This is a genomic window from Variovorax endophyticus (assembly GCF_025376855.1).
GTDB lineage: Bacteria > Pseudomonadota > Gammaproteobacteria > Burkholderiales > Burkholderiaceae_C > Variovorax.
This window is the reverse complement of record NZ_JAHUTH010000028.1, coordinates 45,489-65,020: the sequence shown is the minus strand read 5'-3', so window position 1 is coordinate 65,020 and position 19,532 is coordinate 45,489. Positions and strand designations below refer to the sequence as shown.

At 69.8% G+C, this 19,532-nt stretch carries 20 protein-coding genes; 17 read left to right on the top strand and 3 right to left on the bottom strand.

The features are described from left to right. Window positions 1-4: 4 nt before the first annotated feature. The 4 genes from pyrC (at window position 5) to KV106_RS30010 (ending at window position 3,103) form a co-directional block, all read left to right on the top strand. Window positions 5-1,075, top strand: a complete 1,071-nt coding sequence (gene pyrC / locus KV106_RS30025) for a dihydroorotase (RefSeq protein WP_057590093.1) — start codon at window positions 5-7, stop codon at window positions 1,073-1,075. Window positions 1,076-1,164: 89 nt separating this feature from the next. Next, the gene (locus KV106_RS30020; protein WP_057590092.1) at window positions 1,165-2,070 is read left to right on the top strand and encodes a helix-turn-helix domain-containing protein; all 906 of its coding nucleotides are present in this window, start codon (window positions 1,165-1,167) and stop codon (window positions 2,068-2,070) included. Between the two features lie 17 nt (window positions 2,071-2,087). Further along, window positions 2,088-2,780, top strand: coding sequence for an orotate phosphoribosyltransferase (locus tag KV106_RS30015; protein ID WP_057590091.1), 693 nt, complete (start codon window positions 2,088-2,090; stop codon window positions 2,778-2,780). Then, the gene (locus tag KV106_RS30010) at window positions 2,777-3,103 is read left to right on the top strand and encodes a hypothetical protein (protein ID WP_057590090.1); all 327 of its coding nucleotides are present in this window, start codon (window positions 2,777-2,779) and stop codon (window positions 3,101-3,103) included. The genes KV106_RS30015 and KV106_RS30010 overlap by 4 nt, the downstream gene beginning before the upstream one ends. A gap of 47 nt (window positions 3,104-3,150) precedes the next feature. Here the strand turns inward: KV106_RS30010 and KV106_RS30005 are convergent, their stop codons facing one another. Both KV106_RS30005 and KV106_RS30000 read right to left on the bottom strand, forming a co-directional pair. Then, on the bottom strand, window positions 3,151-4,101 hold the full coding sequence (locus tag KV106_RS30005; RefSeq protein ID WP_057590089.1) for a PDR/VanB family oxidoreductase: 951 nt from the start codon (window positions 4,099-4,101) through the stop codon (window positions 3,151-3,153). 37 nt (window positions 4,102-4,138) lie between these two features. Further along, entirely contained in the window at window positions 4,139-6,502 is a 2,364-nt protein-coding gene (locus KV106_RS30000) for a molybdopterin-containing oxidoreductase family protein (RefSeq protein WP_261214613.1), read from the bottom strand. 93 nt (window positions 6,503-6,595) lie between these two features. Here KV106_RS30000 and KV106_RS29995 point away from each other — a divergent pair, with 93 nt between their 5' ends. From KV106_RS29995 to KV106_RS29955, 9 genes are all read left to right on the top strand, one after another. Continuing rightward, window positions 6,596-7,261, top strand: a complete 666-nt coding sequence (locus KV106_RS29995) for a GntR family transcriptional regulator (protein ID WP_057590087.1) — start codon at window positions 6,596-6,598, stop codon at window positions 7,259-7,261. A 60-nt stretch (window positions 7,262-7,321) separates the two neighbouring features. Further along, window positions 7,322-7,684, top strand: a complete 363-nt coding sequence (locus KV106_RS29990) for a DUF2946 family protein (RefSeq protein ID WP_082321667.1) — start codon at window positions 7,322-7,324, stop codon at window positions 7,682-7,684. Between the two features lie 155 nt (window positions 7,685-7,839). Next, window positions 7,840-10,026: a TonB-dependent receptor gene (locus KV106_RS29985; RefSeq protein ID WP_409976571.1), complete on the top strand. Its 2,187-nt coding sequence runs from the start codon at window positions 7,840-7,842 to the stop codon at window positions 10,024-10,026. A 13-nt stretch (window positions 10,027-10,039) separates the two neighbouring features. After that, window positions 10,040-11,578, top strand: coding sequence for a PepSY domain-containing protein (locus tag KV106_RS29980; protein ID WP_261214609.1), 1,539 nt, complete (start codon window positions 10,040-10,042; stop codon window positions 11,576-11,578). Continuing rightward, on the top strand, window positions 11,575-12,189 hold the full coding sequence (locus KV106_RS29975; RefSeq protein ID WP_057590083.1) for an SCO family protein: 615 nt from the start codon (window positions 11,575-11,577) through the stop codon (window positions 12,187-12,189). Before KV106_RS29980 ends, KV106_RS29975 begins: the two co-directional genes overlap by 4 nt. Window positions 12,190-12,280: 91 nt before the next feature. Further along, a complete protein-coding gene (locus tag KV106_RS29970; RefSeq protein WP_064262181.1) occupies window positions 12,281-12,682 on the top strand; it encodes a RidA family protein in 402 nt (133 codons plus the stop codon). A 4-nt stretch (window positions 12,683-12,686) separates the two neighbouring features. Next, a complete protein-coding gene (locus KV106_RS29965; protein WP_057590179.1) occupies window positions 12,687-13,706 on the top strand; it encodes a pyridoxal-phosphate dependent enzyme in 1,020 nt (339 codons plus the stop codon). A gap of 109 nt (window positions 13,707-13,815) precedes the next feature. Further along, the gene (locus KV106_RS29960; protein ID WP_261214605.1) at window positions 13,816-14,799 is read left to right on the top strand and encodes a tripartite tricarboxylate transporter substrate-binding protein; all 984 of its coding nucleotides are present in this window, start codon (window positions 13,816-13,818) and stop codon (window positions 14,797-14,799) included. Further along, window positions 14,799-15,896, top strand: coding sequence for a M14 family metallopeptidase (locus KV106_RS29955; RefSeq protein ID WP_261214603.1), 1,098 nt, complete (start codon window positions 14,799-14,801; stop codon window positions 15,894-15,896). The genes KV106_RS29960 and KV106_RS29955 overlap by 1 nt, the downstream gene beginning before the upstream one ends. Before the next feature lie 12 nt (window positions 15,897-15,908). Here KV106_RS29955 and KV106_RS29950 read toward each other — a convergent pair whose 3' ends face one another. Beyond that, window positions 15,909-16,811, bottom strand: coding sequence for a LysR family transcriptional regulator (locus KV106_RS29950; protein ID WP_261214602.1), 903 nt, complete (start codon window positions 16,809-16,811; stop codon window positions 15,909-15,911). Window positions 16,812-16,966: 155 nt separating this feature from the next. On the opposite strand from KV106_RS29950, the gene KV106_RS29945 reads away from it, so the two are divergent. Genes KV106_RS29945 through KV106_RS40015 form a run of 4 tightly spaced genes read left to right on the top strand, consistent with a single transcriptional unit; the run spans window position 16,967 to window position 19,428 of the window. Then, on the top strand, window positions 16,967-17,755 hold the full coding sequence (locus KV106_RS29945) for an aldolase (protein ID WP_261214601.1): 789 nt from the start codon (window positions 16,967-16,969) through the stop codon (window positions 17,753-17,755). Between the two features lie 19 nt (window positions 17,756-17,774). Beyond that, a complete protein-coding gene (locus KV106_RS29940; protein WP_261214599.1) occupies window positions 17,775-18,680 on the top strand; it encodes an amino acid ABC transporter substrate-binding protein in 906 nt (301 codons plus the stop codon). A gap of 14 nt (window positions 18,681-18,694) precedes the next feature. After that, a complete protein-coding gene (locus KV106_RS29935; protein WP_314733656.1) occupies window positions 18,695-19,219 on the top strand; it encodes an aspartate/glutamate racemase family protein in 525 nt (174 codons plus the stop codon). Further along, window positions 19,195-19,428, top strand: coding sequence for an aspartate/glutamate racemase family protein (locus tag KV106_RS40015; protein WP_314733655.1), 234 nt, complete (start codon window positions 19,195-19,197; stop codon window positions 19,426-19,428). The genes KV106_RS29935 and KV106_RS40015 overlap by 25 nt, the downstream gene beginning before the upstream one ends. The last annotated feature ends 104 nt before the right edge of the window (window positions 19,429-19,532 follow it).

Genomic DNA, 19,532 nt, shown 5'->3' with positions numbered 1-19,532 from the left:
TGCCATGACCCACCGTATCACCCTGCGCCGCCCCGACGACTGGCACCTGCATCTGCGCGACGGCGCCATGCTGCAGACGGTGCTGCCCTACAGCGCCGCGCAGTTCGGCCGCGCCATCGTCATGCCGAACCTCAAGACCCCCGTGACGACCACCGCGCTCGCGCGGGCTTACCGCGAGCGGATCGTGGCGGCCTTGCCGCCGGGCGCCGACTTCGTGCCGCTGATGACGGTCTACCTGTGCGACGGCACCTCCGCCGACGACCTGTGCCGGGGCTTCGAGGACGGCGTGCTGACCGCGGCGAAGCTGTATCCGGCCGGTGCGACCACGCAGTCGGAGCATGGCGTCACCTCGATCGCGAAGGTGGCACCGGTGCTCGAGACGATGCAGGCCATCGGCATGCCGCTGTTGCTGCACGGCGAGAGCACCGATCCGGCCGTCGACGTCTTCGACCGCGAGGCGGTGTTCATCGAGTCGACCCTGCGTCCGCTGCTGCACGACTTTCCCGCGCTCAAGGTGGTGCTGGAGCACATCACGACCGAGGAAGCGGCGGACTTCATCATGGCCGATGCGAGCGGCCGTCTCGCCGCGACGATCACGCCCCAGCACCTGATGTTCAACCGCAACGCGATCTTCACGGGCGGCATCCGGCCGCACCTCTATTGCCTGCCGGTGCTCAAGCGCGAGCGTCATCGCCTCGCGCTGCGCAGGGTGGCGACCTCGGGCGATGCACGCTTCTTCCTCGGAACCGACTCCGCGCCGCACCTTCGCACGCTGAAGGAGGCGGGTTGCGGCTGCGCCGGCATCTTCAACGCGCCGGTCGCGCTGCAGAGCTACTGCACCGTGTTCGAGGAGGAGGGCGCGCTCGACAAGCTCGAGGCCTTCGCGAGCCTCAACGGTCCGCGCTTCTACGGCCTCGCGTCCAACGAGGCGCGCGTGACGCTCGAGCGCGCGCCCTGGGAGGTGCCGCAGGACGTGGCACTTGCGGGGGGCGGGGCGCTCCATCCCTTCCTCGGGGGCAGCCGCCTGCCGTGGGCTCTGCGGGACGCGCCCGTGCCCGAGCCGGTCGCGGCGTGAATTCCCGTACCGCCTCGCGCCTCGCCGGTGACCGCGGATGTCGAAACTCGCCTATAGTTTCTTTTTCGATCCATAAAGTGGAAAACGAGATGGAAGCTGCGAATTCGACCTTCAAGTCATCGATCGACTACGTGGCGCTGGGCAACCGCCTGCGTGCCTACCGGGTGGGCGCCTCGCTGCTGGCCGAGGACGTGGCCGAGCGGCTGGGCATCTCGCGCGCGGTCGTGTACCGGCTCGAGAAGGGCGAGATCGTCAAGATCGAGACGCTCGAGCGCCTGGCCCACCTGCTCGACACCACGCTGGCGTCGCTGCTCGGCGTGGAGGTGGAGTACTACTCGACCGCGCTGGGCCTGTTCGAGCGCATGCGCCAGCTCGAGGAATCGTCCGACCGCATCCTCGCGCACTTCGAGCCGATCTCGCTGCTGCTGACCTCCGAAGACTACCTGCCGACCCTGCGCCAGATGCTGATCGAGGCATCGCCCAAGGGCGCGGGCAAGGGGCCGACCTCGGCCGACATCGACAAGATGCTGCAGATCATGCAGGAGCGCCGGGCCTTCTTCCAGCGCCGGCGTCCGCACATCGTGAGCCTGATCGGGCTGCGCGAACTCGAGCGTTTCGTCGATACCGGCCTGGTCGGCCGCATCGACCTGCCCGAGAGCGTGCGCACCGAGCGCCGGCTGGCGGCGCGCCGCGAGGTCGAGCGGATCGCCGACCTGATGGAGAGCGAGCCGATCGACGTGCAGATCGGACTGATCGACGACGCCATGCCGACCGCGACCTTCCAGGTGTTCTCCGGTCGCGCCGGCAGCGTGCTGGCCGTGAGCCCGTTCCGGCTCGGCGAGCTGCCCAACGTGCGCAACGGCATCGCGACCGTGACCGCCTCGCCTGAGGCGGTGCGCATGTACGAAGCCATGATCGGTAGGCTCTGGAAGGCCGCCTACAAGGGCAAGGCGGGTGCGACGCACCTGCGCAAATTGCTCGACCGAATTCACTAGCCAAAGGCTCGACCGCCATGACCATTGCCCCAGACCCGATCCGCCTCGAGGTCGCCGCCCGGCTGCTCGATGCCGGCTGCGTGACCTTGCGCACCGACGAGCCCTTCCGGCTTCCTTCGGGATGGGCGACGCCGGTCTACATGGATTGCCGGCGGCTCGTTTCCTTTCCCGAGGCGCGCCGCGCGCTGGTGGACCATGCCATCGAGCTGCTGAAAACCGATGGCTGCCTGGCCGGTGTCGGCTCGATCGCGGGCGGCGAGTCCAGCGGCATCGCGCTGGCGGCCTGGATCGCGGATGCGCTGGACCTGCCGATGCAGTACGTCCGCAAGCGCGCGATCGGCGCCCGCCAGGTCGAGGGCGTGGTGCGCGCCGGCGAGCGCGCGCTGCTGGTCGACGACATGATGGCGGCCGGCGCATCGAAGGCCAATTTCGCGCGGGCGCTGCGCGGCGTGGGTGCCGAGGTCAGTGATGTGCTCGTGCTGTTCGACTACGGCATGTTCGGCGCCGGCCGCATGCTGGCCGCACTGGGGCTGAAGGTCCACGCGCTGGCGAACTGGCACGACATCCGCGCGGTCGCGGCGCAACGAGACAGTTTCGGCCGCGAGGTGATCGCCGAGTTCGACGATTTCCTGCGCGATCCGGTCGCCTGGTCCGAGGCGCACGGCGGCAAGGGTTTCATCACTGACCACATCGAAGGCAACACACCATGAACTTCCAGGAAATCAGCACCCGCTTCGAGAACGACCTGTCGGGCTCCGACGCCTTCAAGCTGCTGTACCGCGGCGCCTTCGACCTCATGAAGTCGGATCTCGACAACGCGGGCCTCTACTTCGTCATCGGCGTGGCGGCGCAGGCCTTCGTCCAGAAGTACGAGGACCAGGGCATCACGGTGGAGTTCGCCGACAACGCCAAGGCCACGATGGTGGCCCTGAATACCCGGATCCTGGCCGCGCTGGCCGCCGAGCCCGCGCAGCGCTTGCGCATCCTCGGCGAGGTCGCGACCGAGTACGAGTGGAACGTCACGGCGTTCTGAACGCGTTCCGTTGGTCATTGCGCGCGCTTGCGTCATGACCCACTCGCTCAGAGATCGAGGACGAGCCGCGCGGAACAGCTGCGCGACACGCACGGCAGCATCAGCGTGCCCGATGCCTTCTCGGGCTCGGTGAGGAAGGAGTCGCGATGCTCGGGTTGGCCCTCGAGCACCGTGGTCATGCAGGTGCCGCAATGGCCTTCCTCGCACGAGGTCTCGATATGCACGCCGTGGGCGCGCAGCACCTCGACGATGCTCTGGCCCGCTTCCACCCGCGCCGAGATGCCCGAGGCGGCGGCGCAGACCTCGAATGCGGCCTGCGGCGCCAATGCGGCGGGAGGTGTCGAGCCCGCGCCGAAATACTCGAAGCGGACCTGGTCGGCCGGCCAGTTCGCCGCGGCCTGCCGCACGAGCTCCATGAAGGGGCGCGGTCCGCACAGGTAGAGGTACTTGCCCGGCGCCGGATTGCCGACGATCGATGCCAGCAGCTCGGGCAGCGCGTCGGGGCTGTAACCCTGGTGGTGCCGCACGGAAGGGGCCAGTGCCGCGCCCTCGAGCTGCCGACGGAAGGCGACGTGTTCCGCCGACTGCGCAAAGTAGTGCAGCTCGAGCGCTCGTCCGGCGCCGCTCAGGTGCGAGGCCATGCACAGCAGCGGCGTGATGCCGATGCCGCCCGCGACGAGGATGAAGCGCTCGCCGTCCGGCGCGAGCGGGAAGTGATTTCTCGGCGCGCCGATGGTGAGCACATCGCCTTCCTTCACGGACTCGTGCATGAACCGGGAGCCACCGCGCGAGCGCGGATCGCGCTTCACGCCGATGACATAGCGCCCCTCGCCATGGGGCGCGCAGAGCGAATACTGCCGGGTCTCGCCGCCGCCCACATCGACGTCGATGTGAGCGCCGGGCTCGTAGGGCGGCAGCGGCTCGGCGCCGATGGCGACCAGCTCGAAGGAACAGATGTCGGTGGCCTCGGGCACCTTGCGTTGGACTTTGACTTGCATGGGTATCGACGGAGTGGGTGGTGAGTGAATGGGGTATTCAGGCGGCGGGCCCGGCTTCGGCCGCGACCTCGCAGATGTAGGAGCGGTGCGGCGCCGAGCCGCTGATCGGGTCGAGATCGCCGTCGTCGACCAGCAGGTTGAAGTTGGAGCCCTGATCGGAAAGCGGTGCGTGCGCAGGCAGGCCCAGCTGCTCGTTGCCCTGCCACCAGCCGTACTGCGCGCAGACCACGCGCGGATCGAGGCTGGGATCGAGCGTGGCCTTGAAGCGCACCGAGCCGCTCGGCGAGCGCACGCGCACCCACATGCCGGGCTTGATGCCGCGCGCGGCGGCGGTGGCGGGGTTCATGGCCACGAGCGGGTCGGGTGCCTTGCTGCGCAGCGATGCGACCTGCCGGTGCTGGCTGTGGCAGTACTGCGGCAGCTTGGCCGAGGTCAGCACGAGCGGAAAGTCCGGGCTTCCTTCGCGAAGCCGCAGCTTCGGTAGCGGCGGCACGTACACCGGCAGCGGCGACTGGCCATTCCGGTGCAGCAGCGCCGAATAGATCTCGACCTTGCCGGTGTCGGTCGCGAAGCGGAAGCCCGCGCCGTGGTGCTTCTGGTAGCGCGTCTTCAGCGGATAACGGATGCCTTCGGGGTGCTGCCTCAAGGCCTCGAGGCCGATCCCCAGCGGCTCGAGCATGTAGCGCATACCCTCGTCGATGTCGCCGCCCCAGAACCGGTCGGCCAGCCCGAGCCGCTTCGCGAGCTCGAAGACGACCCAGGCATCGGAGCGACTCTCGCCCACCGGCGCCACCATCCGCGGTCGCAGCTGCACCAGTTCCTCGGCACCCTGGTTCACCTCGAAGCCGATGCGCAACGCCTCGCGCTCCCAGGGCGTGCCGATCGGCAGCACCACGTCGGCGTATTGGGCGGTCGGGGTCAGCGTCAGGTCGGCATGCACGAAGAAGTCGAGCTGGCGCAGCGCCTCGGCACCGCGCAGCGGGTTGGCATGCGCGAGCAGCAGGTTGGCGCCGAAGCCGACCACGCCGCGGATCGCATAGGGCTTGGCTTCGAGAATGGCGCGGTACAGCGTGTCGCTGCCGATGCAGCCCTGCGCGGCCGGGCCGAGTGGAAGCTCGTCGATGCCCATGCACTTCGCGAGCTGCGCCGCCGACAGCAGCTCCTTGCCCGATGCCTTGCGCGCCGGCGGATGCGCGAAGTCCACGTTGCCGCCGGCCGCGTCGAAGCTGCCGGTGAGCGCATAGAGCAGCGCGATGGCGCGGTCGGTCTGCGTCGCGTTGGTGTGTTGGCCGACGCCCGACCACGCGTAGTAGCTGACGGGGCGGTGCGCGAACAGCAGCCGTGCCGTGTCGCGCACCTGCTGCGCGGGGACCCAGCACAGTTCCTCGGCGCGTTCGGGCGACATGGCCTCGCACAGCTCGGCATACAGCGCGAAGGCGGGCCGGCATCGAACGGGGCCCGTGGTCGCCTGCAGCGTCCTGGTGCCGAAGAGCGCGAGGGTGCAGTCCTGCGATGCGTAGCTGGCCGTGCCGGTGTCGTAGGGCACGATGGATTCGCTCGCCTCGTCGAAGGCCACGAGCCGCTGCGAGGCGAGGCCCGTGATATCGGCTTCGCGCAGGAACGCGCCCGTGTCCTCGCGCACCAGCAGCGGCCCGTTCGAGTGCCGGCGGATGAAGTCGATGTCGTATTCGCCGTTGCGGATCATCTCGCCGGCGATGGCCAGCGCCAGCGCGCCGTCCGAGCCCGGCCGCACGCGTAGCCATTGGTGGGCACGCATCGCGAAGCCGGCCTTGCGCGGATCGACCACGACGATCTTCGCGCCGCGCGCGAAGGCCTCCGTCACGCCCGTCGCATGGTCGAGCCAGGTGGCCGACGGGTTGTGGCCCCACAGCACGATGCACCGCGTGTTCGAGAAGTCCGGCGCGCCGATGCCGCGCCCGAAGGTGAAGCCGTGGGCGACGTCCTTGTGCCAGTTGCAGATCTCGGTGCCGCGGCACAGGTTCGGGCTGCCGAAGGCATTGACCAGACGTTCGATCCAGACGATGCCGTCGGACAGCGGCGAGCCGCTCGGCGAAGTGATGGCGAAGGACACCGACTCGGGACCGCGCTCGTCGCGGATGCGCCCGATGCGTTGCGCGACGAGGTCCAGTGCCTCGTCCCACGAGGCCTGGCGCCAGAGCGGATCGGCGGCATCCTTCGGCGCCGTGCGTATCAGCGGGTGCAGCAGCCGCTGCGGATTGGCGACCAGCTCGGGCGCCGCGCGGCCCTTCACGCAGAGGGCCTTGCCGGTCGGGTGGGAGGGGTTGGCTTCCTGGGCGATCAGCACGCCGTCCTCCACAACGCTGATCGAACCGCAGCGCGAGCGGCAGAGGGCGCAGAAGCCAGGGATTTTTTCGGCCATAGTTCCAGTGCCCAGGCGGACGCGGAAGTCCGGCCCGGCGCATGATTATATATAAAGTGAAGAAAGTATATATACTTTGAGAAAAGGCGCAACATGAAGGAAAGCAGCTCGCAAGTGGCCGCGGGGTCGGTCTACGAGACGCTCCGCTCCGAGATAGCGATGGCCGTGCTCGAACCCGGCGCGCCGCTGAAGCAGGACCACATCGCGGCGCGCTTCGGCGTCAGCCATGTGCCGGTGCGCGAGGCGCTCTCGCGGCTCGTCGCCGCGGGGCTGGCCACGGCCCGGCTCAACAAGGGCACCTCGGTGGCCTTCCTGAGCGCGCGCGAGGCGGTCGAGCTGATCGAGCTGCGCTGGCTGCTCGAAGGGCGGCTCATCGAGCTGGCCGTGCCGCATCTCTCGCGCGCCGACATCGCGCGCGCCACCGGGCTGCTGGACGAGCTCGGCAAGGCCAGGCAGGTCGAGGAGGTGTTCCGCCTCAACCACGAGTTCCACGCGAGCCTCTATGCCAAGGCCGACCGGCCGCTGCTGTTGCAGTCGGTCGAGTCCGCGCGGCTCAACCTCGGGCGCTATCTCTACCTACCGTGGAAGTCGAAGACCAACGTCGATCGCTCCGAGGCCGAGCACAAGAAGCTGCTGCGCCTGTGCCTGGCCGGCGATGCGCAGGGCGCGAAGGCGATGGTGATGGAGCACGTCATGCACACCGGCCAGCTGATCGTGGAGATCATCGAGCAGCAGAAGGCGAGCATCGCCATCGACTAGCCACAGAGGAAGCACGGGCTGTTGCTTCGCGATCCATGATTCGTCGCGATAATGGCACCCGTGCACGCCCTTCGAAAACTCTCGACCCTGCATCGCCTCGTGCTGGCGTGGTTCGTGCTGTCCCTGTCCGTCGCGGTCGCCTCGCCGATCGTCAAGCCTCAGCAGATCGACATCGTGTGCTCGGCCTCGGGCCACGTCACGATGGTCGTGCAGACCGAGGATGGCGCGGTGCCGATGGGCAGCATGGGCATGGACTGCCCGTTGTGCGTGATCGGCGGCCTGCCGCCAGCGATCGCGCAGGTCGAGGTGCCGATGCCGGCACCGCTGTCCTACGCCCTGCGTTCGATCCCCGCCGCGCGCATCGCCGCGGCCACCGCCGCGCCGCTGCCGGCGCGCGGGCCTCCTTCCTTCCTCTTCGCCTGAACCGCTGAATCCGTCGCGCGACGGACCCTGGCGTCGCCTCGCGGGCGCGCCGGTCCGCGCGCGGCGCCCATCGTTCGTCGACGGCATGCGCGGCCACGCGCCGCCGCGCCGTCAGCGCAGCCATGCGCTGCGAGAAGAGAGATCCCGTGCCTTTCATTGCCATTTCCCACGGCCGTGGTGCCGAGCGCCTGCGCGCGCGTGCGCTGTCCTGCTTCGCGCTCGGCGCCTTCGCCGCGCCGTTCGCGCAGGCCCAGGTCCAGACCACGCTGCAAGCGATCGAGGTCGACCCGCCAGCCGCGCCCGCGCCCAACGGGCGTCTCAACCTCGACACGCCCTCCGACACCGGCAGCCGCCTGGGCCTGACGCCGCGCGAGACGCCGGCCTCGGTCAGCGTGGTCGACCGCGCCACCATCGAGGCGCGCGGCGCGCAGGACACGCAGGAGATCCTGCGCGCGGTGCCCGGCATCACCGCGCACAACGCGCCCGGCAACATCGGCGTGAGCTACCGCGGCTTCGGCGCCGGCTCACTGAGCCAGATGTTCAACGGCATCAACGTGCAGTACTCGATCGCCGCGCGGCCGGTCGACAGCTGGATCTACGACCGCGTCGAGGTCATCGGCGGGCCCTCGAGCTTCCTGTTCGGCGCGGGCGCGGTCGGCGGCTCGATCAACTACATCAGCAAGCTCGCCGAGCCCGGCGACCTCACCGAGGCCCGGCTGCGTCTGGGCACGCAGCAGCTCAAGGAGGCCTCGATCGGGCTCAACCGCCGCATCGCGGGCGACGGCGGCGCGGGCAGCCACTACGCGCGCATCGACCTCAACCGCAAGGACGCCGACGGCTGGACCGACGGCACGCGCACGCGCGCCACGCAGCTCGCGGCTTCGCTGCTGTCGGACTTCGGCGGCGGCGTCACGCACACGCTGGCCTACGAATACCAGGACGAGTGGGTGGACCGCCCGTACTGGGGCACGCCGCTGCTCAATCCCGTGGTTGGCAGTCTGCGCGTGGACCCGGCCACGCGCTTCAGGAACTACAACAGCGCCGACGGCATCTACGCGCAGCGCGTGCAGTGGCTGCGTTCCATTGCGGACTGGCGCGTGTCCGGGGCGCTGCAGCTGAAGAACACCTTCTATGCCTACGACGCGCTGCGCGACTACCGCAACGTCGAGAGTTACCGCTTCAACGCGAGCAACACGGCCGTGATCCGCTCGGGTGCCCTGCTGCAGCGCCATGACCAGCAGGTGGTGGGCGACCGCATCGAGGGCCTCTACAAGGGGCAGCTCGCGGGCCTGCGCAGCGACTGGTCCTTCGGGCTGGACTTCAGCGTCAACAAGCAGACGCGCTTTCCGAACAGCCTGCCGGCCACCGTGAGCACGGTGAATCCGTACCTCTTCGCCACCGAACCTTTCTTCGCGGTGCCGGGCATGCGGCCGGGCTTCAATCCCGACCGCGACAACAAGGTGACGACCACCGCGCTGTCGATCGAGAACCGCACGGCGCTCGCGCCCTCGCTGCACCTCGTGAGCGCGCTGCGCCACGATCGCATCGAGCTCGAGCTGACGAACCGGCGCGCCATCACCGCCGCCGCGCCGGCCAGCTACCGGCGCAACTACAACCCGACCACGGGCCGCGTCGGCCTGGTGTGGGACTTCGCGCCCGGCGCGAATCTCTATGCGCAGTACGCGACCGCGGCCGACCCGCCCTCGGGCGTGCTGTCGACCGCCTCGTTCGCCGACGTGATGAACAACAGCGAGCTCACGACCGGTCGGCAGGCCGAGGTCGGCGCCAAGCTCGACTTCTGGCAGGGCAAGGGCACGGCAACCGTGGCGGCCTACCGCCTCTCGCGCAAGAACATCGCCACGCAGGACCCGAACAACAGCGCGCTGACCGTGCTCGTGGGCGAGCAGTCGTCGAAGGGCGTGGAGATCGCAGTGGGCCTGCAGCCCACGCCGCAGTGGTCGCTGCAGGGCAACCTGAGCCATGTCGACGCGAAGTACGACAACTTCGTGCAGAACGGCGTGTCACTCGCGGGCCGCACGCCGACCAACACCCCGGCCGTGGTGGCCAACCTCTGGGTGTCGTACGCGATCACGCCCACGCTGCAGGCCAGCGTGGGGCTGCGCCACGTGGGCAAGACCTACGCCGACGCGGCCAACAGCGCGCGCTGGCCTTCGTACACGCTGGTCGACCTGGGCCTGTCATGGAAGATCAACCGCTCGGTCACGCTGGTGGGCCGCGTGCGCAATGCCACCGACCGCATCTATGCGGCCAACCTCGGCAGCACCTTCGCCTACCTGGGCGCGCCGCGCACCGGCGACCTCAGCCTGCATGTCGCGTTCTGAGGAGGGCTGGTCGATGGCCCATTTCAAGCGCTGGCTGTTCCTGCTGCACCGCTGGCTCGGCATCGTGGTGTGCGCCTTCTTCGCGATGTGGTTCGTCTCGGGCGTGGTGATGATGTACGTGGGCTATCCCAAGCTCACCGAGTCGGAGCGGCTGCAGCACCTGCCGCCGCTGGCCGCCGATGCCGTGCTGCTCGGGCCGCACGAGGCGCTCGACGCGGCGGGTATCGCGGGGCCGCTCAAGGAGCTGCGCCTGGCCGTTGCGAGCGGCGGTCGCACCGTGTACCTCGCGCAGCCGGCGGACGGCAAGGGCAGCATCGTGATCGACGCGGCCACCGGCACGCCGCTGCGCCATGTCGACCGCGAACTCGCGATGGGCAGTGCCGCGGCCTTCGCCGGGCCGGGCGTGGGCCTGGTGTACGAGGGCACGCTCGACGAGGACGCCTTCACCCATTCGCGCGCACTCGATGCGCACCGGCCGCTGCACCAGGTGGCGCTGGTCGATGCCGCGCACACGCGGCTCTATGTCTCGGGCCGCACCGGCGAGGTGGTGCGCGATGCGCCGCGCGCCGAGCGGCTGTGGAACTACGCGGGTGCGTGGATCCATTGGCTGTATCCGTTGCGCGGCGGCGCGCTCGATCCGTACTGGGCCGACATCGTCAACTGGCTCTCGATCCTGGGCATCGCGGTCACGCTGATGGGCACGGCCGTCGGTCTCCTGCGCTGGCGCTTCGCGGGCCGCTACCGCAGCGGCTCGCGCTCGCCGTACCGCGGCTTCATGATGCGCTGGCATCACATCACGGGCCTGCTGTTCGCGGCCGTCACGCTGACCTGGATCTTCAGCGGCCTGATGTCGATGAACCCCTGGCGCGTGTTCGACAGCGGCGCGCCCGCGCTGCGCACCGAGGCGATGAATGGCGGGCCGCTCGGGCCGCCGGCCGGCGCCGCATCGCCCCAGGCGCTGATCGCGGCCGCGGGCGGCACGGTGCGCGAGCTGCACTGGACCCGCACCGCGGGACGCGATCTCGTGCTCGCGCGCGGCACCGCGCTGCGCCCCACGGTGCTCGATGCCGCGAGCGCCGCGCCCACGGCGCTGGATGCCGATGCGTTGAAGGCCGCGGTCGCGAGGCTCTCGAGCGCGCCGGTCGCGCGCATCGAGGTGCTGAACGCCTACGACAGCCACTACTACACGCGCGAGCCGCACACCATGACCGGCGGCGGCGACAAGCCGCTGCCCATCTGGCGCGTGGTGTTCGCGGACGAGGCCGGTACCTGGGCCCACGTCGATCCGCGCACCGGCGCCTTGCTGAACCGCAGCGACAGCCATCGCCGCGCCAGCCGCTGGCTGTTCGCGATGCTGCACAGCTGGGACTGGCGCCCGCTGCTCGAACGCCGTCCGCTGTGGGACCTGGCGATGGTGCTGCTGAGCCTCGGCGGCGCGGCGCTGAGCCTCACGGGCGTGGTGATCGGCTGGCGCCGGCTGGGCCGCAAGCTGGCACCGAAGCCGGCGGCCCGGCGCATTCCCCCATTCACTCCCTCGAAGGAACATCCATGACCCGCGTACTCCCGACGACCCGCCGCCGCCTGCTGCTGGGCACAGCCACGCTGCCCCTGTGGGCCGCGCTGGCCGCCTGCGGCGAATCCGAGCCGAAGCCGAGCTTCACCGGCACCGACATCACGGGCGCCAACTACGGCCGCGACTTCGCGCTCGCCGATCCCGACGGCAAGCGCCGCACGCTGGCCGACTTCAAGGGCAAGGTGGTGATGATCTTCTTCGGCTTCACCCAGTGCCCCGACATCTGCCCGACCGCGCTGACGCGCGCGGCGGAGGTCAAGCAGCAGCTGGGCGCGGCCGGCGACGACCTGCAGGTGATCTTCGTCACTGTCGACCCGGAGCGCGACACGCCCGAGGTGATGCGCGCCTACACGGCCGCCTTCGACCCGAGCTTCCTCGGCCTGCGCGGCGACCTCGCGCAGACCGAGGCGACCGCGAAGGAGTTCAAGGTGTTCTACGAGAAGGTGCCCACGCGCACCTCCTACACCATGGACCATTCGGCCTTCACCTACCTGATCGACCGCAAGGGCCGCATGCGCGTGGTGATGCGCCATGCGCAGAGCGCGAGCGAATTCACCGCGGACGTGCGCGCGCTGCTGGCGGCGGGCTGAGGGAAAGTCCTCATGCGCGGCGTCGCTCGCGCATAAGTTTTTGCCCGTCGCGCAAAAGACGCGCCGCGCGGCCGTCTATAGACTGCCCCGCATGCAGACCGACCCGACGCCCGCTGTGGCCCCACCGTTCTTCTCCCCCTCGCGCCGCGAGGGCGAGCTCGTCTTCGTCAGCGGCCAGATGGCCTTCGACGCCCAGTGGCGCATCGAGGGCGACACGGTCGGCGAGCAGACGCGGCGCTGCCTCGGTCGCATCGGCGAGATCCTCGCGACCGAGGGCCTGGGGCTCGCCGATGTCGCGAAGACCACCGTGTGGCTCTCGCGCGTGGAGGACTTCGCCGAATTCAACCGCAGCTATGCCGAATGCTTCGACCCCGCCGCGGGCCCCGCGCCCGCGCGCTCGACGGTGCGCGCAGACCTGATGGTGCCGGGCGCGCTGGTCGAGATCGAAGCCATCGCGCATGCACGCCGCGCCCACCGCGCACCTGGAGCCTGACGCCATGAGCACCGTATCCCCCGCCGCCTCCGAGCTGCCCGACCTCGACCTCGAGGCCATCCGCGAGACCGCGCGCGCCAATGCGCAGGCACTGCTGCGCACGCCGGTCGCGCCGCTGCACGGACCCACGGTCGAGCGCCTGCTCGGCCGCGCCGACGTGCACATGAAGCTCGAGCTGTTCCAGCGCACCGGCACCTTCAAGGCGCGCGGCGCGCTCAACGTGGCGCGCCGGCTTTCGCCCGAGCAGAAGGCGCGCGGCATCACCGCGATGAGCGCCGGCAACCACGCGGTGGCCGCGGCCTTCGCGGCGCGCGAGGCCGGCGTCTCCGCGAAGATCGTGGTGCAGGCCTCGGCCAACCCGGCGCGCGTGGCGATGGCGCGCGCCTACGGCGCCGAGCTGCTGATCGCGCCCGACGGCGCCACCGGCTTCGCGATGGCCGAAGCACTGGTGCGCGACGAGGGCCGCAGCTTCATCCATCCCTTCGAGGGCGAGGGCACCTCGCTGGGCACTGCCACCGTGGGGCTCGAGTTCGCCGAGCAGGTGCCGGGCCTCGACACGGTGCTGGTCGCCGTGGGCGGCGGCGGCCTCGGCAGCGGCGTGGCCACGGCGATCCGCAAGCTGGTGCCCGGCTGCCGCGTGATCGGCATCGAGCCCGAGGGCGCCGACGTGATGCAGCGCAGCTTCGAGGCCGGCTCGCCGCAGCGCATGGAGAAGCTCTCGACCATCGCCGACAGCCTGGCGCCGCCGATGACCACGCCGATGGCCTACGGGCTGTGCCGGCGCCACATGGAGCGCATCGTGACCGTGAGCGACGACGAGATCTGCCGCGCGATGGCCGTGATGTTCCGCGATGCCAAGCTGGCGGTGGAACCGGCCGGCGCGACGGCGCTGGCCGCGCTGCTCGGGCCGCTGCGCGAGGAATTGCGTGGGCAGCGCACCGGGCTGATCGTCTGCGGCGCGAACCTCGATGCCGAGACCTACGTGCGCCAGCTCGCGCGCGGCGAGCAGTTGCTCGAGGCCTGAGCGCCGGCTTTTCCTCTTCGTTGCGTTCGTTGTTCCGTGGCCGGTGGGCGCGCGTCGCGCCCGCCAGCCGCCCGTTGCCGTCCGTCCCTTGTCTTTCGGAGATGTCCCGATGAAGCGTCGCGCCTTCCTGCCCCTGCTGCCCGCCGGCGTGATCGCCGCTGCCTTGCCGCCCCTGGCCGCGGCACAGCCTTCCGCCACGGCCGGACGCACCATCCGTCTGGTGGTGGGCTATCCCGCGGGCGGCACGGCCGACGCGGTGGCGCGTCTCTATGCCGAGGAGCTGCAGAAGCGCCTGGGCGCCACCGTGGTGGTGGACAACCGCCCCGGCGCGGGCGGCCAGATCGCGGCCGAGCAGTTCCGCGCGCTGCCGCCCGACGGCAGCGCGCTGCTGCTGGGCAACAGCCACATGTTCTCGACCCTGCCGCTGACCTCGCGCTCGGTGAAGTACGACCCGGTGAAGGACTTCGCGCCGGTGGCGCGGCTCGCGACCTTCGAGGTGGCGCTCGCGGTCAGTGCGGCGCAGCCCGCGAAGACCTTGCAGGAGTACCTCGCGCTGGCGCGCGCGAAGCCCGAGGCGCGCAGCTTCGGCGTGCCCGCCGCGGGCAGCTCGCCGCACTTCGTGGGCTACGTGGTCGGCAAGAAGGAAGGCATCGAGCTGCTGCCCGTGCCCTACAAGGGCGGCGCGCCGCTGCTGGCCGACCTGATGGGCAACCAGATTCCGGCCGCCGTCGATGCGCTTGGCGGCTTCCTGGGCGCGCACCGCGCCGGCAAGATCCGCATGCTGGCCGTGACCGGCCCGCGCCGCGCGGCCAGCGTGCCCGAGGTGCCGACCTTCGGCGAGCTCGGCTTCAGCGCGCTCGGCAGCTCGAGCTGGGTCGGGCTTTTCGCGCCACCCGGCACCTCGCAGGCGCTGGTCGATCGCGTCAGCGCGGCCGTGGCCGAGATCGCGGCGCTGCCGTCCACCACCGCGGGCCTGGCCAACGTGGGCTTCGATCCCGCGGCCGGCAATCCGCAGCAGTTGCGCGAGGCGGTGCGCGGCGAGCTCGCGCTGTGGCAGCCGATCATCCGGGAATCCGGCTTCCAGATCGATTGATGAGCGCAGCGCCGATGATCCCGACCGACACGCTGTTCAGCGCCGATTACGCGACGGCGCGCCGCAAGTTCCTCGCCGCCTGCGCGCTGCGCGGTCTCGCACCCGAGGTGCATGGCCATCCGCTCGCGGGCGCGCAGGGCGAGGCGCTCGCCACCGACGTGGTGCGCATCGGCCCGGCCGACGCGCAGCGCGTGCTGGTGCTGACCTCGGGCGTGCATGGCGTGGAGCTGTTCGCGGGCTCGGGCTGCCAGATCGACTGGCTGCTGACGCAGTCGGCCGACGACCTGCCGCCCGACACCGCGGTGGTGCTGGTGCATGCGATCAATCCCTGGGGCGCCTCCTGGCTGCGGCGCTACACCGAGGACAACGTCGACCTCTGCCGCAACTTCATCGACCACGCGCAGGCGCCGCCCTCGCACAAGTACGCGCCGCTGCATGCGGCGATCGCGCTCGATCCCGGCGATGCCTCGGCCGTGGCCGCGGGCGATACGCTGCTCGCGGACTTCGCGCGAGTCCATGGCAGCGAGGCGCTCTACAACGCGCTGATGGCCGGGCAGTACAGCTTCGCGCAGGGCATGGGCTTCGGCGGCCAGGCGCCCACCTGGTCGCGCCTGACCATCGAGGCCGTGCTGCGCCGCCATGGCGCGTCGGCGCGCGAAGTCTGCCTGGTCGACTACCACACGGGGCTCGGCCCCTACGGCTACGGCTCGCTGGTCGCGCTGCAGCAGGGCGAGGCGCTGGCGCGCATGCGCGCGGCGTTCGGCGAATGGGTGGTGGCGGTGCACGAGAGCGGCGCGCCCGAGGATTTCGCGCCGGTCACGGGCCACAGCACGCCGGGCTACGAGCGCGCACTGCCGCAGGCGCGCGTGACGGCGGCCGTGCTCGAGTTCGGCACCGCGCGGCCGCAGCGCATGCTCGAGCTGCTGGTGCGCGACCAGCGCGAATGGGCGGCGGGCATCGGCCGCACGCAGCTGTCGGACACGCGGCGCGAGCTGCTGCGTTTCTTCTATCCGGGCGAGCCCGCGTGGCAGCGCAGCCTGGTCGACCAGTCGCGGCAGGTGATCGCGAACGCGCTGCGCTGGTTGGGCGAGGCCTGAAGCCTCGGCGTTCTACGCATCGTCGACCTGCGCCAGCGAAGCGCGGAAGGCCTGCAGCAGGTCGTCGAAGTCGGCGCGCCTGCGGCCTTCCGCGACCGACAGCGCCGACACCGTCACCGGGATGCGCGGCGAGACGCTGCGCACCGACAGCGATTCGCCGCGCGAGAAGCCCGCGGTGAAGGAGTCGATCACGCAGGGCCCGAAGCCGTCGAGCGTGAGCAGCAGCGCCGACTGGTAGGTCTGCGCCGAGAGCCGCGTGCCCGCGAACACCGCGCTCTCCGACAGCAGGCCCAGCAGCGCCTTGCCGACGAGGTCGTCCTTGTCGATGCCGATGAAGTCGCGCGCCGCGATCTCGGCGATCGGCATGTCCGCAATGTCGGGGCGTTTTTTCGCCCCGGCTTCGCGGCGCTCGACCCACACCAGGTGGCCCGTGCCCACCACCTCGGCATCGACCGGAGGCGCGTCGATCTCGCCATAGGCGATGCCCAGGTCGCATTCGCGCAGCGCCACCGAGCGCGCGATCTCGTCGGAATGGAGGATCTTGATCGAGACCGCGCTGCGCGGATGGCGGGCCTTGAACGACGCGAGCGCGCGCGACAGGCAGGTGGTGGACAGCGAGGGCACGATCGCGACGCGGAACTGCGCCAGGTGGTCGGGCCGCAGCGACTGCGCGAGGCGCCGCAGTTCGTCGACCTGCTCGAAGATCTTCTGCGCCCGCAGATGCAGCTGCCGTGCCTCGGGCGTCGGCTTCATGCCGCCCTTGTCGCGCACGAACAGCGCATAGCCGAGCTGCTGCTCGGCATGCTTGAGCGTCTGCGTCACCGCGGGCTGCGTGACGTTGAGGATGCGCGCCGCGGCACTCACGCTGCCCGACAGCATGATCGCGTTGAAGACCTCGATGTGCTTGAGTTTCATAGGGGGGCCATTAGAAGACCTTATCGCGTTGCGTCAAATTCTGATTTGACGCTCCCGGGCCCCGGATCGGAGACTTCGATGCATGGAAGACAGACGGGGCGCGCCGATCATGGCGCACGCCGGAAGTCGATGGCAACAACCGGCATCGGGAACCTATGGCGCATTCATTGGCGGTGGACGACACCGCACGACACGAGATCGATCCAGGCCTGTTCGACACGCCCGAGGTGCGGCAGGCCTGCGTCGACCTCGCCGCCTGCTTTCGCATGGCTGCGAGGCTCGGCATGGAAGAGGGCATCTGCAATCACTTCTCGGCGGTGGTGCCGGGCTTCGACCACTGCTTCATCGTCAATCCCTTCGGACTGGCCTTCGAGGAGATTCGCGCTTCCGACCTGATCATCTGCGACTTCGACGGCCGCGTGCTCAAGGGCGACCGGCCGCCCGAGATCACCGCGTACTACATCCATGCGCGGGTGCACAGGAGCCTGCCGCGCGCCCGCGTCGCGTTCCACACGCACATGCCGTACGCGACCAGCCTCGCGATGGTCGAGGGACAGCCGCTGCAATGGGCCGGGCAGACCGCGCTCAAGTTCTACGGACGCACGGCAGTCGACGACTTCAACGGCCTCGCGCTCGATGCGATGGAAGGCGACCGCATCGCGGCCGCGATCGGCGATGCCGACGTGGTGTTCATGCGCAACCACGGCGTGATGGTGGTCGGCGCGACCATCGCCGAGGCCTGGAACGACCTGTACTACCTCGAGCGCGCCTGCGAGGTGCAGGTGCTGGCCGAGTCCACGGGCCGCAAGCTCAGTCCCGTGCCACCGGCACTGGCCGCGGCCACCTATGCGCAGATGCGCAGCGGAGGCAACGAGAGCGCGGTCCAGCATCTCGCGAGCATCAAGCGCCGCCTGCTCAAGACCGACTCCGATTACCTGCTCTGAACGTCACCCCGTACCTCACATGAAATCCCGTCTCCCGCACTTCGCCCTCGCCGCCCTCGCAATCGCCAGCCTGGGCGCGCACGCCGCCGAACTGACCGGCCGCCTCAAGACCATCAAGGAGCGCAACACCATCACCGTGGCCTACCGCGAGTCCTCGATCCCGTTCTCCTACCTCGGCGGCAACGGGCAGCCCATCGGCTATGCGCAGGACATCTGCCAAAGAATCGTCGAGGACATCAAGACCGCCATCGGCAGCCCGGACCTCGTGGTGAAGCGCCAGGCCGTGACCTCGCAGAACCGCATCCCGCTGATCCAGAACGGCGCCATCGACCTCGAGTGCGGCACGACGGTCAACAACCCCGAGCGGCAGGCGCTGGTGAGCTTCAGCACCACCTACTTCGTGGTCGGTACCAAGTTCGTTTCGCGCAAGGCCGACAAGCTCGCCACGCTGCAGGACCTCAAGGGCAAGACCGTCGTGGCGACCACGGGATCGAACACCGTGATGCGCCTGCGCGGCATCGACCGCAAGGAAAGCCTGAACCTCAACCTGATCCAGGCGAAGGATTTCTCGGACAGCATGCTGACCTTCACCTCGGGCCGTGCCGATGCCTTCTTCGAGGACGACATCAACCTGGTCGGGCAGATCTCGTTCTCGCTCAACCCGGCCGATTTCGCCTTGAGCACCGACACCCTGAGCCGCGATCCCTATGCGGTCATGCTGCCGCGCGGCGAGCCCGAGTTCAAGGCCGTGGCCGACAAGGCCATCGCGCGGCTGTTCGCCAGCGGCGAGATCAAGGCGCTCTACGACAAGTGGTTCCAGTCGCCGATTCCGCCGCGCGGCGTGAACCTGCATTTCCCGATGAGCGATGCACTGGCCAAGGTGATCGCGAAGCCGACGGATTCGCCGAATCCCTCGGACTATTGAAGAAAGGGATCCGCATGCCCGGCACCCGCAAGGTCGGCATTCTGGGCGGCATGGGGCCCGCGGCCGGCGCGGATTTCCTGCGGCTCTTCGTCGGCGCCTGCGAGGCGCGGCTGCGGGCCAGCGGCAGTCCCGTTTCCGACCAGGCCTTTCCAGAACACTGGCTCGCGCAGTTGCCGGTGCCCGACCGCACCCTGGCGCTGCTCGAGGACGGCCCTTCGCCCGTCGAAGGAATGACGAGCGGCATCGAGGGCCTGCGCAGCCACGGCGTCGCGAGCATCGCGATCGCGTGCAACACCGCGCATGCGTGGCACGCGAAGCTGCAGCGCTCGCATCCCGACGTGGAGCTGCTGCACATCGTCGAGGAGACCGCGAAGTACCTCGCGGCCCAGCGCATCGAAGCGGTGTGCCTGCTCGCGACCCAGGGCACGTACAGCCTGGGGTTCTATCAGGCAGCATTGGCGGAGCGCGGCATCGACTGCCATCTGCCGACGGAACCGGAGAGAGAGAGCAGGTCATGCGCGGTATCCGCGATGGCGTGAAGGCCGGGGATCTCGGGCTCGCGACGCGGTTGTTTGCCGAGGTGGCGCGGCGGATGGTCGAGCGGCATGGGTGCGACAGCCTGCTGCTGGCTTGCACGGAGATACCGCTGGCGCTGCATGGGGTGCCGGGGCATGCGGGGGTGCGGTTGGTGGATCCGGCGGAGGTGTTGGCGAGGGCGTTGGCGGGGCGGGCCTATGCGGTGGGTTGAGTTCGGACATGGCGCTCCTCCATAAGGAGGAGTGGCAATCCGGAAGTCGGGAACCGCTCATCCTCTGATGTAGCATCCGCGCGCTCGAATCAAGAGGGAGAGGT